This is a genomic window from Neobacillus niacini NBRC 15566, from assembly GCF_001591505.1.
Taxonomy (GTDB): Bacteria; Bacillota; Bacilli; order Bacillales; family Cytobacillaceae; genus Neobacillus; species Neobacillus niacini.
Genome location: NZ_BCVA01000014.1, coordinates 39697 through 52624, shown reverse-complemented (window position 1 = coordinate 52624; position 12928 = coordinate 39697). Strand labels below are relative to the sequence as shown.

11 protein-coding genes are annotated in these 12928 nt (G+C 37.5%); all 11 read left to right on the top strand.

The features are described from left to right. Positions 1 to 12: 12 nt before the first annotated feature. The 11 genes from BANA01_RS13065 to BANA01_RS13015 all read left to right on the top strand — a co-directional run bounded on the left by BANA01_RS13065 (position 13) and on the right by BANA01_RS13015 (position 12842). The gene (locus BANA01_RS13065; RefSeq protein WP_063253432.1) at positions 13 to 1368 is read left to right on the top strand and encodes an acyclic terpene utilization AtuA family protein; all 1356 of its coding nucleotides are present in this window, start codon (positions 13 to 15) and stop codon (positions 1366 to 1368) included. Then, positions 1365 to 1682: an AtuA-related protein gene (locus tag BANA01_RS13060; RefSeq protein ID WP_063253431.1), complete on the top strand. Its 318-nt coding sequence runs from the start codon at positions 1365 to 1367 to the stop codon at positions 1680 to 1682. The genes BANA01_RS13065 and BANA01_RS13060 overlap by 4 nt, the downstream gene beginning before the upstream one ends. Positions 1683 to 1723: 41 nt before the next feature. Beyond that, the gene (locus BANA01_RS13055; protein ID WP_063253430.1) at positions 1724 to 3304 is read left to right on the top strand and encodes an AMP-binding protein; all 1581 of its coding nucleotides are present in this window, start codon (positions 1724 to 1726) and stop codon (positions 3302 to 3304) included. Positions 3305 to 3340: 36 nt separating this feature from the next. Further along, complete coding sequence (locus BANA01_RS13050; RefSeq protein WP_063253429.1) at positions 3341 to 3961, top strand: TetR/AcrR family transcriptional regulator; 621 nt, start codon at positions 3341 to 3343, stop codon at positions 3959 to 3961. A gap of 23 nt (positions 3962 to 3984) precedes the next feature. Next, a complete protein-coding gene (locus BANA01_RS13045; RefSeq protein WP_063253428.1) occupies positions 3985 to 5124 on the top strand; it encodes an acyl-CoA dehydrogenase family protein in 1140 nt (379 codons plus the stop codon). Between the two features lie 262 nt (positions 5125 to 5386). Further along, positions 5387 to 6505 (top strand): amidohydrolase family protein, encoded by a 1119-nt coding sequence (locus BANA01_RS13040; protein WP_063253427.1) that lies wholly within the window; start codon positions 5387 to 5389, stop codon positions 6503 to 6505. Positions 6506 to 6518: 13 nt separating this feature from the next. Further along, entirely contained in the window at positions 6519 to 7721 is a 1203-nt protein-coding gene (locus BANA01_RS13035; protein WP_063253426.1) for a CaiB/BaiF CoA transferase family protein, read from the top strand. Positions 7722 to 7820: 99 nt separating this feature from the next. Next, on the top strand, positions 7821 to 9773 hold the full coding sequence (locus BANA01_RS13030) for a TRAP transporter permease (protein WP_063253425.1): 1953 nt from the start codon (positions 7821 to 7823) through the stop codon (positions 9771 to 9773). A gap of 146 nt (positions 9774 to 9919) precedes the next feature. Continuing rightward, positions 9920 to 10474, top strand: coding sequence for a TRAP transporter small permease (locus BANA01_RS13025; RefSeq protein ID WP_063253424.1), 555 nt, complete (start codon positions 9920 to 9922; stop codon positions 10472 to 10474). Next, positions 10468 to 11736, top strand: coding sequence for a TRAP transporter large permease (locus tag BANA01_RS13020; protein ID WP_063253423.1), 1269 nt, complete (start codon positions 10468 to 10470; stop codon positions 11734 to 11736). The genes BANA01_RS13025 and BANA01_RS13020 overlap by 7 nt, the downstream gene beginning before the upstream one ends. 26 nt (positions 11737 to 11762) lie before the next feature. After that, complete coding sequence (locus BANA01_RS13015) at positions 11763 to 12842, top strand: TRAP transporter substrate-binding protein (protein ID WP_063253422.1); 1080 nt, start codon at positions 11763 to 11765, stop codon at positions 12840 to 12842. The last annotated feature ends 86 nt before the right edge of the window (positions 12843 to 12928 follow it).

Below are 12928 nucleotides of genomic sequence, written 5' to 3'. Positions count from 1 at the left end.
CTGGTTAAGAGAATGGTGAAAAAATCAATTCGAATTGGTTGTGGCTCGGGTTATGCTGAAGACAATTTAGACCCTGCAATTGAATTAGCCAAAAAAGCAGATCTAGACTATTTATGTTTTGATTCGCTCGCTGAGCGGACATTATCAATGGCACAAATGAGAAAGCTAGCTGATCCTGAAACAGGTTATGATATTCGTCTTGAACAATTAGCTCGCACCTTCCTCCCCTATGTGGAGAAAGGGTTAAAAATTGTTGGAAATATGGGAGCTGCCAATCCTGAGGCTGCTATAAAACGTGTTCAAGAGATTGCTGAGGAACTAAACTTATCCAACATTCGTTTAGCGGCGATTACGGGTGACGATGTCTTAGACCAAATTAAAGAGAAAGATCCAATCATATTTGAAACAGGAAAACCATTAAGCGAGCTTCCTGGTACCATCGTTTCAGCCAATGCCTATGTTGGTGCCGACGCAATTGTAGAAGCCCTTGAAAATGGTGCAAATTTTATTATTGGAGGTCGTTTGGCAGACCCATCCCTTTTTCTTGGTCCGATGATTTATGAATTTGGATGGGCTGAAGATGATTGGGATAGAAAAGGTAAAGGCATAATCATAGGGCATTTATTAGAATGTGGTACGCACGTAACAGGTGGAAACTATGCGGATCCACCGTACCGTATCGTACCTGGATTAGACCGTCTTGGGTTACCTTATGCTGTTGTTGAAGAAAGTGGTAATGGAGTTATCTCCATTTTAAATGATGCCGGTGGCCTTATGACTATTGATACTTGTAAATCCCAGTTAGTTTACGAGGTGCACGATCCCGAAAATTACATTACTCCTGATGGGGTAGCCGACTTAAAACATGTAACGGTTAAACAAGTCGGGAAAAATGATGTTTTAGTAGAAAACGGAAAAGGGAAACCGCGTCCGGAGACATTAAAAGTTCTTGTTGGGGTATTGGAAGGTTATATAGGGGAAGGTGAGATGTCATATGCTGGTCCTGGTGCTTATGAACGTGCCTTATTAAGTCAGGATACATTAAAAAAGAGATTCGATCGACTGTACAAAGAACATTCATTAGAAATTCGTTACGATATTATTGGGGTAAATTCAATACATGGTTCCTCTGCTCCCCCCCTAAGTGACCCTCCATATGAAGTTCGGCTCAGGTCAGCGATGAGAACAGAAAGCAAAGAAATCGCAGAAGCTTGGGCACATGAGGTTGAATTACTTTATCTCTTGGGCGCAGCAGGAGGCGGCGGGAACCGTAGAATGGTTAAACAAGTACTCGCGATGTACAGTGCCTTTCTGGATGCCTCCGACGTTAAACTAAAGGTTAGTATGATCGAGGAGGTAGTAAAATGAAAAAAGTTCCTTTACGTGAAATAGCTCATTCCCGCTCTGGCGACAAAGGTGATACCTCTAATGTTGGTGTCGTACCCTATGATGAACAGAACTATGAATTAATTAAAGAACAAGTTACCGTAGAACGTGTTCGTGAGTTATTTGGAGAATTAGTACAGGGTGAAATAATAAGATATGAATTTGATGGATTAAAGGCCATAAATTTTGTCATGAAAAATGCACTATCAGGTGGTGTTTCCCGGTCGTTGAATCTAGATACACATGGGAAATCTTGGGCTAACCTTATCTTAAGACTGGAAGTCACGGTTCCGTAACGATTGCAATTGTCTGCAAGCGAAACAAGGGGGTATAATGAATGAGTAATCTTGGGGAACGCCTGGAGGAGGTTGTTCAGGAATCACCTGACTTAAAGTGGTTATATTACCAAGAACAAATATTTACATTAGGAGAATTATCAAAAAAAATTAATAAAGCAGCAAATGTCTTTTCTTCAATGGGTGTAAAAAAAGGAGATAAAGTTGCCTTAATACTGTCCAATTCACCAGAATATCTAGTTTGCTGGTTTGGCTTAGCCAAGATTGGAGCAGCCATGGTTCCCATTAATACATCAACTAAGGGCGAAATGCTAAGCTATATCATCAATCATTCAGACGCAGTTTTGTCTGTTATCGAGGAACCATTTTTACAACAATATTTCGAAATTAAATCCACACTTCCAAATGTGAAAAGTTCAATTGGTATATTCAATAATAGTACAGTAATCTCCCAAAAAGATTTCTACTGTTTCGATAAATTAATGGACGAAGCGAGTTCTTTATATGTTGAAAAGAATAACGTATTCCTCGAAGACCTTATGTGTATCCTTTATACTTCCGGCACTACAGGGGTTCCGAAGGGTGTAATGTTAAGTCAAAATTCATATGTTGAGGCGGGGTTAGCTTCAGCAAATCGGGTTTTTCAATTTAGACCTGATGACGTTATTTACACCTGCTTACCCTTTTTCCATGTAAATGCTCAAATGGGTACGACAATGCCTGCTCTTATGTCCAAAATTCCAATGGCAATCGGGAAAAAATTTAGTGCTTCTAAATTTTGGAGTGAAATGGAACGTTACAATGTCACAATTTTTAAATTTATTGGAGCCATGATTACAATCCTTTATAAAAATTCTTCAGATGGAAGCGTTTATAACAATTCAGTTAGACTAGGCGTTGGTGCGCCAGTTCCAAAAGATTTATGGATTCCTTTTGAAGAACGGTTTGGATTACAGTTATTAGAGGGCTACGGTACTACAGAAACGACAACTGCTTGTATTTCAAATACCCCTAATGAATTTAGGATTGGATCCTGCGGCAAGCCTTTACCACATTATGAAATCAGTATAAGAGATGAAGCGAATTTTCCAATAGCCACTACTGAGCCAGGGGAACTATGTATCAGGCCCTTAAAACCCCATGTTTTTATGGAAGGTTATTATAAAATGGAAGAGAAGACAAAAGAATCTTTAAAAGATGGATGGTTTCATACTGGTGATCGAGCATATAGAGACGTGGATGGATTTTACTATTTCTTGGATCGAACCAAAGATGTTATCAGGAGAAAAGGAGAAAATATTTCTTCTTACATGGTCGAAAAAATTATTAATAATCATCCTAAAGTATTAGAATCAGCTGCCATAGGGATTCCTAATGAATTAAGTGAGGATGAATTAAAAGTTTTTATAAGAATAAAACCTGGAGAGACGGCAGAGGAAAAGGAAATATTTAATTGGTGTGAAAAGTACATGTCAGATTTTATGCATCCAAGATTTATTGAATTTATTGATGAATTCCCTAAAACACCAACTGAAAAAATTCAAAAATATAAATTAAAGGAATTGTCCAATGAAAATGCTTGGGATAGAATAAGTTTTGTGAAGAAAGAGGGAATTAAATAAAAACCAAAAACTCAACTTCTTGAAGGAATGATAACGATGACAAATAACGAGAGAACAATTCAAGAACCGAAAACTCAAAAAGGAAAATTGATGAAAGATAAATTAAAAAAGGCTGCTGCTGTAGTCTATGGTGAAAAAGGATATATAAATACAAGAATTGTAGATATAACCACAGAGGCGGATGTTTCAGAGGGGAATTTTTATCGATACTATGCCAATAAAGACGAGATACTAGTAGATATCATTGAGGATATGATTGATGATATTTATGAAGAAAGTATGAATCAAGCAAAAAATCAAAGCGGGCAAAAAATCAAAGTATCTACTAGGGCATTTTTTAAATCGATTAAAAAACATGCTAAGTTATATAACGTATTTGTCCAGGTTTCCGGCTTTGATCCGTTTTATAAGGAGAAACAGCAGGAATTGCGTAAACGCTTCCTTAAAAATGTACGTAGAACCTTTGAAAAACAGGAGATATCCCCAGATGTCGATTTGGATTATATCTCAAGTGCAATTGCAAGTATGATTCAACAGACCGCTTACAATTGGTGCGTTCTTGGTGGAGAAAAAGAATATGATTTAGAAGAACTAAGTGATGTAGTCTCGAATATTTGGATTAATGCGATTGAGTCGAATAAAATAAGTACTCATTAAAAGCAGATACGGAGGAGTTTGTTCTGGATGCTATTTATACAGACGAACATCATATTTTTAGAAAAACTTTTCGTAGATTTTTAATGGAAGAAATTGTTCCCTTCATGAATGAATGGGAAGAAGGAGCTTTAGTCCCCAATGAAATTTGGAGAAAGTTTGGGGACTATGGCTTTCTCTGTCCATGGGTTGATGAGAAATACGGCGGATTGGGAGTCGGATTTGAATATTCCGTTATCATGATAGAAGAACTAGGTAAAGCAGGTGTAGATATCGCCGTGCCTTTACATAGTGATGTCGTTTCTCCCTACATCGCAAAATATGGGTGTGAAGAACAAAAACAAAAATGGCTGCCAAAATGTGTAACTGGTGAAGTAACACTATCAATTGCCATGACGGAACCAAATACTGGATCAGATGTTGCGTCCATAACAACAGTTGCAAGAAAAGAAGGTCAAGATTATATCATCAATGGTCAAAAAGTGTATATATCAAATGGGATAAACAGTAAATTAACGCTCCTCGCATGTAAAACGCTCACCAATGTTTCCCCGCCGCATAAAGGAATTAGCCTACTCCTTGTCGAAGAAGGTACGAAAGGTTTTACAAAAGGGAAAAGTATGAAAAAACTGGGAAGAAAAGCTTCAGAGGTCTGTGAATATTATTTCCATGATTGTCGTGTACCTATGAGCAACTTATTAGGAGAAGAGAATAAAGGTTTTACTTATTTAATGAGTAATCTACAACAGGAACGGTTGGTACAGATCATTCGGTCACAAGCAGAAGCGGAAGCAATGTTGGATATGACCATGGAATATACAAAAAATCGAACTGCATTTGGCCAATCCATTAGCAAATTTCAGCATAATCAATTTAAATTGGTTGAAATGGCGACGGAAATTGAACTTGGCAGAGTATTTGTTGATGAGATAGTTGACAGTCATCTAAAGGGAAATACAAATGAAAAAAGAGTAGCTATGGCGAAGTGGTGGATCACAGAAATGGCCAATCGTGTTGCATATCACTGTATGCAGCTACATGGTGGTATTGGCTATATGGAAGAGTACCCACTTGCACGTAGATTTCGAAACGTACGAATGGATACAATTGCAGCTGGAACCACTGAGATTATGAAGGTAATACTATCTAAAAAGCTAGGATTATAGCTATAAAGTGATGAGCTGATTCTAACACAAGTAAGAGATAAGTAGAAGAAGGACGTAAAGAATTATCAGAATAAATAAAAATATCATAAAATTTAGATAAAACACTTTTCAATTATTATCAAGTGTTTTATAATTTAATTAAAAGTGAGCTCATCTTCACAAAAAAACAGTTTGTAAGCGCTTGTATAAACAATCCACACGTCCATTCCAAAATATGATTTATGCTATGAATAATTACCTATATATAAGGAGGTACATTTTTATGTCAGCTGAGGAGAATAAATTTCAAGGTGCTGTTCCTATTATTGACTGTGATATTCATCCTAATCCAGTTCGCAAAAGGGATTTATTACCTTACTTAGATGATTACTGGAGAGACTATATGATTGCAAGTAAATTCCGCGGTCATTTGCCAACAGTGGATTTTACGATTCCTGTAAACGGTGGACTTAGGGCTGATAGCAAGGTACCAGAGGGAGGACCAGCATGTTCATCTGTTGACTTTTTTAAAAAGCAGGTCATGGATGAATATAATTACTCACATGCGATCCTTTTTACAGATGGAACCTTTTTCATCTCAGGTGCACCTCAGCGTGAAATGGCAACAGCAATGGCACCAGCCTACAATGAATGGCTGATAGAGCATTGGCTGGCTAAAGATTCACGACTCTTTGGTTCTGTATTGGTTGCTGCACAAGATCCTGAAGCTGCTGCAAGAGAAATTGATCGTGTAGGCGGCCATCCCCAAATGGTACAGGTTGGACTAGGTATCCATTCTCCTTTTGGCGGATGGGGTGATCCGCGGTATTATCCTATTTGGGAGGCAGCTGTTCGGAATGATTTAGTTGTAACCTTTCACTTAACTGTTGGTCCAACGGGACTATTTAAATCAGGTCCAATAGGTCCTCCACGATATTTTGTAGAAACTCAATCCACACATTCGTTAGTTTTTCAGTCACAATTGGCAAATATGGTTTTTTCCGGAATGTTTGAAAAGTTTCCAGGATTAAAAATAGCATTTATCGAAGCAGGCTTTGCATGGGTACCTGGACTGACATATATGATGGATACTCAATGGCGTGCAGTTAGAAGAGAGGTTCCTTGGGTGAAAAGACCTCCTAGTGAATATATTAAAGAGCATTTTTGGTTTGGTACACAGCCAATGATTGAGCCAGAGCCAGGAGACCGCAAGCATCTCGAACAATTGATAGAGATGGTTGGCTCTGATAAACTACTGTTCGCTTCAGACTACCCACATTGGGAATTTGATTCGCCTGTAGCTGCATTGAAAGGATTAAATAAACAAACAAGAGAAAAAATCCAATACTATAATGCTAAAAAGCTGTTTGGGCTTCCTGAACCTGTGTTGATCAATAATTAAAGGGGAACTTATAATGTTAAATAGTGAAATTTTATCAAATACCCGTATTATTGATTTAGGCACAGTTATAGCTGGTCCACAATGTGCAGCTTTGCTTGGCGATTTTGGAGCAGAAGTGATTAAAATTGAAAATCCCGATGGCGGTGATCCGGCACGTAAATTAGCTCCTATAAAAGATGGAGAAAGTTTATGGTGGAAGGTAATCGGAAGAAATAAAAAATCTGTTACCTTAAATTTAAAAGATGATCGGGGTAAAAAGCTTTTTACTGATTTAGTAAAGCAAAGTGATGTTCTCATAGAAAATTTTCGACCAGGAGTGATGGAGCGTTTCGGATTTTCTTGGGAATATTTAAAATCTATCAATCCAAATTTGATTTTTCTAAGAATAAGTGGTTATGGTCAAAACGGTCCGATGTCAGATTTACCTTCATTTGGCCGGGCTGCTGAGGCCTTTAGCGGAATCCAATATCTTACTGGATTCCCTGATGGCCCGCCGGTCCATGCAGGTTTTTCAATGGCAGATTCCATAACAGCGTTAATGGGCGCTTATGGTGTGTCACTTGCTCTTTACGAGCGGGAGCATAATAAAAAAGGGGGACAGATGATTGATTTAGCCCTCTATGAAACTCTTTTTCGAATTGTTGAATTTCCAATTGTTATGTATGATCAACTGCAACAAGTCCAAGAACGTCAAGGAAATCAACACCCGGGAGGACAGCCCATTAACACCTATATGACAAGGGATGGAAAATGGCTGACAATCTCTGCAGCAACTGATAATACTGCAAGAAGGTTTCTAAAAGCAATTGGCGGTGATGAATTAGCAAACGATTCAAGATTCAATAGTAATCAGCTCCGGGTGGCAAATGCGGATGCTTTAAACACGATTATTAATAAATGGATGGGAGAAAGAACGTTAGCTGAGATTGAGAAAGTTTTACAAGAAAAAGAAGCGCCTTTTTATTCTGTTGTCATGAATACAAAGGATCTATTTGAAAATGAACAAATCTTGGCTCGAGAAGATATCATTTCTGTAAAGGATGAAGATTTTAACGAGTTAAAAATGCAAGGAATTGTCCCAAAATTCTCCAGAACACCTGGTAAAGTAAAACATACAGGTCCGAAGTTAGGAGAGCATAATTTCGAAATATATTCAAACTTATGCGGTGTTAGTATAGAGGAACTTGAAAAATTACAGGCTGACAAAGTAATATAAACAGATTCCCTAGTTAAAATGTAAGCGATTACTTATTCGGTCATTCTTTCAAGCTTCCTTTACTAGGACTCTGTTCAATCAAGTTACTGGGGTGATTCTATGTATATTGACCGTTATTTAGAGGGAGTTAAGGGTGGACAAAAAACGAAGGTCGTAATATTTATTACCGCTATTTTGTTTTCTTTATTTCACCTGTTAACAGCAGGAGTTCAACCGTTAACTTCATTAATACAAGCAAGTGTCCATGTTGGTTTTGGTTTATTCATGACGTATCTCCTATATCCAACCTCGAGTAAAAGTAACATAAAGAGGATAGTAGATTATTTATTTATGGCAGTTGCGCTTGTTACAGGCGCATATGTTGTTCTAAATGTTGATCGTTTTATTATGGATCCATTTGGATATACTTCCTTGGATATTTTATTGGGTACACTTCTTATCATTGTTATTCTAGACGCCTCACGTCGAACGGTTGGCTGGTCAGTGCCCATTATGACGTTAATAATGATTTTATATACAGCATATGGACAATGGATCCCTGGGGAATGGGGTCATGGCGGTATGGGATGGGAATTCATCGTTTCTGGTCTATATATGACTGGAACAGGGATTTATGGTCAAACGGTATTGATCGTTGCTACAACAATTGCCATCTTTTTGATATTTGGCGCTGCGTTAGAAGCTACAGGTGCAAGTAACAGTTTTATGGGGCTTGCTTTAAAACTGACAGGAAAATCAACTGGAGGGCCTGCTAAAGTTGCGGTAGTATCTAGTGCTATGTTTGGTACCATCTCTGGTAATACGGCAGCTAATGTTGTGGTTACAGGAAGTTTTACCATACCATTAATGAGAAGATTGAATTACCCTGGTTATTATGCTGCGGCTGTTGAAACATCTTCTTCTACTCTAGGACAAATTATGCCGCCAATAATGGGAGCTTCGGCATTTATAATGGCACAATTTCTTGGGATCTCCTATTTAAACATTATTGTGGCAGCTATAATTCCAGCGTTGTTATTCACTTTAGGTATTTTCATGACAGTTCATTTTGATGCTAAGAAAAGAAATTATGGGTCGATTGAAATACTAGATAATGAAAGCAAAGAGGTAGAAAAAATTGTTATCCCAAGCTGGAAAGAACTATTAAATTATAAAAATATTGGTACCCTGGTGTTACCAATTATTGTTCTTTTGATTTTTATAGGAAATGGATTTACTATACAACTTGCTTGTTTTTATGCTGTACTCATTTGTGTGGCCAGTTTTTTACTTCAGGATTTTAAATGGAGTGGTATTAAGACAAGGCTATCAACTTCGGTTAAAGTTTTGGTAATAGGTGCACAAACAATGACCATAATCGTACCGCTGATTGCTTGTTCACAAATTATTGTTTCTTTGCTCGGAAAAACAGGATTAGCTGTGAAAATCGGAAACTTAATCGTTAGTCTTGGTTCCAATTCTATCCTTCTTTCATTGCTGGCTGCTGCGATACTGGCATTAATTCTTGGAATGGGAGCACCCACAACAGCGTCCTATGTATTGGGAGCTTCAATGGCAGCCCCGCCACTAATTGCACTTGGTATCCCGCCGATTGCTGCACATTTCTTCATTCTGTATTTTGCTGTAGTATCAGCGATTACACCACCAGTTTGCTCTGCTGCATTTATTGCTGCTGCTATGGCTGAAGCAAATTGGGTCAAGACCGCTTTAACTGCTATGCGTATGTCATTTGCTGCTTTTATCGTGCCATTTATTTTTGCCTATAATAGCAGTCTTTTATTAGTGGAAGGAACAGGGAGTGAAGTAATAATTGATATTGTTACTGCGATCCTAGGTGTCATTAGTTTTTGTGCCATGTCATCCGGCTATTTTATGAGGAATTCAACTATTTATGAAAGAATTATCCTAGGAATAGCGGCTATTCTGCTAATAGTACCTGTATGGTATTTGAGTATCATTGGGGTATTCATGTTGTTGACGGTATTTTTTATTCAATATTTCGGTCATAATGTTATAAATAACCCAAGGACCCTGTCGAAATCAAAGGAATAATTGAGAATTTTGTTAGAAATAATTTTCTGAATATTTAGACCATGTTATTTACAAGTAGAATGTTTTTATTTACAATTAAAGTAAAAGTGAGTTCACTTTTTTAAATAACATTTCTTGTAAGCGCTTATAAAAACAGGGGGAATAATATGACAAACATCCAAAAGATCGAATCATATACCAAATGGTTGGATAAAACTCTTGAATTCACTGCATTTTTTTGCTTAATCGTAAGTGTGGCATTTGCTATTTTCAATGTTGCGATGAGATTCTTTTTTGATACATCGTATGCATTGGTTGAAGAGATTTGTCGCTACACTATTATTTACGGTACATTTTTGTATCTCGGACCGCTCGTGAAAAAAGGTGAACATATTAAAATGGATTTAATGAGTACGATCCTAAAAGGGAAGTTACGACACCTTAATGAATTAATCATCAGTATCATCCTCTTCCTTTCATTTGCCATTTTATTTTGGGCCAGTACCCAATGGGTAATGTCTTTGTTTCAAATGAAACTTCTAACTTCTTCTGGGACTATGCTAATGGTCATTCCTACAATATCCGTTCCGATTGGGATGTTTTTTGCAAGTCTATACTCCATCCAACAAATCATAATCGAATTTAGTAGAATTAGAGTTCCGAAAATAACACCGCCAATTACTGAACAAAAAGCGCCACAGGAGGTTGAGATAAAATGCTAATCGCAGGACTTATTATTTTTGTTGTTCTACTAGTTATCGGTACTCCTGTTTGGCTGGCATTGGGAGCTGGAGGTGCCTTTTGGGCAATCGTCTTGATGGGGTTACCGATAGAGAGTATTCCTACTCAATTCTATGTTTCAACGGATAGCTGGCTATTATTAGCAGTACCCTATTTTTTACTTGCAGGAAATTTAATGACTTTTATGGGTCCGGCTAGCAAAATATTAAAAGTAATTACTGATTTAGTAGGTCACTTCCGCGGGGGGTTACCAGCCGCTGCCGTTATTGCTTGTGCATTATTTGGTGCACTTTCTGGATCGTCCATTGCAACAGTTATTGCAGTTGGTACTCTAATTATTCCTCAAATGACTGCACTAGGTTATTCAAAAGAAAATAGTATGGGGATTGTCGCTGCGGCAGGGACTTTAGGTGTCATGATTCCCCCTAGTGTAATTTTTATTGTATATGCCTCAATGGTTCAAGCCAATGTAGCAGATCTCTTTCTGGCTGGCATTGTTCCCGGGATATTAATTGCAATCGTATTAGTCATTACTGCTGTGTTCGTTAGCAGACGTGAGCATGCTGCTAAGAAAGAAAGAAGTTCTTTTGCTGAAATAAAAGTTTCCTTCCTTCAAGCAATTCCATCATTATTAATGCCGGTGATTGTATTAGGGGGAATATATACTGGTGTCATGACACCAACAGAATCAGCTGCGATTGCGGTCTTATACGTTTTGATCATTAGCTACCTTTTTAATCGAAAAGAATTCACGAAAGAAAATCTAATTCAAAGCGTAAAGAGTTCCATGGTTACAACTGCTGTCATCTACATAATTTTAGGTGGAGCTCAGCTATTTGCGACTGCCCTTACGTATACTCAATTTACACAGAACCTCACGGAATATATCGTAAATTTATCATTCTCTCCGTGGATCATCATGTTAATCATTTTATTACTATTCTTTGTTCTCGGTACTTTTTTAGAACCATTTCCGATTCTCTTCATTACAATGCCAATTCTTTATCCAGTAGTAATTAGCTTAGGTTTTAGCCCTATCCATTTTGGTATTGTTACCTGTGCATTAATGATGATTTCACAAATTACTCCTCCTGTAGGTGGCAGCCTTTTTGCCTTAAGCGGGTATTTTAAAGAAAACATTACGGTAGTTGTAAAGGGATCCGTCCCGTATTTATATGCATTAGTTTTTGCTGCCCTGATTCTACTATATGTACCGTGGTTAAGCACCTTTTTATTAGACTAGTAAATTTAATGTGGGGGGTAATTTTTTTGAAAAAGTATAATTTAATAGCCATTCTATTGATTGCTATGATGGTTTTAGCAGCATGTGGAAAATCAACAAATACTACCCAGGAAAAACCAGCAGACAATACAGGATCAAACTCATCAGAATCCACTGAAAAATATGTTTTAAAATTGGCACACGGATTTCCTACTACTGCCTATCACCATACACATATGGAATGGTTTGCAGAAGAGGTAAAGAAACGCAGTAATGGCCAATTAACGATTGAAATTTTTCCAAGCGGCCAGTTAATGCCTCCTGACCAAGAAGCTCCTGCAATGTTACAAGGCCAAATTGACATGAGTCATTCTAGTTCCCCCGTTCTAGCGGGTTTTGATCCAGTGTGGAATGTGTATGAATTACCATTTATTTTTAAATATGATCCTAAAGATCCTACTGTTTTTTTAGAGAACCGAATCAAATTTAATAACAGTGAAAATGGTGGTAAAAAGATTGCTAAGTTGATGGAAGATAAAGGACTGAAAGTTCTGGCATTTAGTTTTGTTGATATGTTTGGCTCGGTATTTACGACGGACACCGAAAATGTAGTAACTGGACCAGATAGCGCAAAAGGTTTAAAGCTAAGAACCCCTGGTGGGATGATCGGACCAGAAACAGTTAAAGCAATTGGAGCAAGCAGTATGACAATTGCAGGTGCTGAAGTAATTACTGCTTTACAACAAAAGGTTGTGGATGGTCTCTTAACTACTCCAATTTATGCACACGATGCGAAGCTGCCTGTTAAGTCTTTTTCAGTAGTGCCAGTCTTTAATAGTGTTACTCCGGTTATCATGTCAGCTAAAAAGTTTAATTTGTTACCAGCAAATCTACAAGAAATTCTCGTTCAGACAGGTAAGGATCTAGAAGAATACTCGAAGAAAGTAGTAGGAGAAAAGGCCTTAACTGTATATAAAAATATGGAAGCCGATGGTATCGAAATCTATTATCCTACAGAAAAAGAAATGGCTGAATGGGAAGAAGCTACAAAACCAGCTAGAGAATTATTTGAGTCTAAAGTTGAAGGTGGAAAAGAGTTGTTAGAAGAGCTTTCTAGTATTAAATAACATCGTCATAGGTAATATCTGCGACCCTCACGAGTTCAATAGAAGATCTTATTGAACTCGTGTATGTTTTGTCTTGCATTTTTTTA

What these genes read in the sequence shown, in the direction of transcription:
- BANA01_RS13065 (WP_063253432.1), top strand. Translation starts at nt 13, where the DNA reads ATGGTGAAAAAATCAATTCGAATTGGTTGTGGCTCGGGTTATGCTGAA.
- BANA01_RS13060 (WP_063253431.1), top strand. Translation starts at nt 1,365, where the DNA reads ATGAAAAAAGTTCCTTTACGTGAAATAGCTCATTCCCGCTCTGGCGAC.
- BANA01_RS13055 (WP_063253430.1), top strand. Translation starts at nt 1,724, where the DNA reads ATGAGTAATCTTGGGGAACGCCTGGAGGAGGTTGTTCAGGAATCACCT.
- BANA01_RS13050 (WP_063253429.1), top strand. Translation starts at nt 3,341, where the DNA reads ATGACAAATAACGAGAGAACAATTCAAGAACCGAAAACTCAAAAAGGA.
- BANA01_RS13040 (WP_063253427.1), top strand. Translation starts at nt 5,387, where the DNA reads ATGTCAGCTGAGGAGAATAAATTTCAAGGTGCTGTTCCTATTATTGAC.
- BANA01_RS13035 (WP_063253426.1), top strand. Translation starts at nt 6,519, where the DNA reads ATGTTAAATAGTGAAATTTTATCAAATACCCGTATTATTGATTTAGGC.
- BANA01_RS13030 (WP_063253425.1), top strand. Translation starts at nt 7,821, where the DNA reads ATGTATATTGACCGTTATTTAGAGGGAGTTAAGGGTGGACAAAAAACG.
- BANA01_RS13025 (WP_063253424.1), top strand. Translation starts at nt 9,920, where the DNA reads ATGACAAACATCCAAAAGATCGAATCATATACCAAATGGTTGGATAAA.
- BANA01_RS13020 (WP_063253423.1), top strand. Translation starts at nt 10,468, where the DNA reads ATGCTAATCGCAGGACTTATTATTTTTGTTGTTCTACTAGTTATCGGT.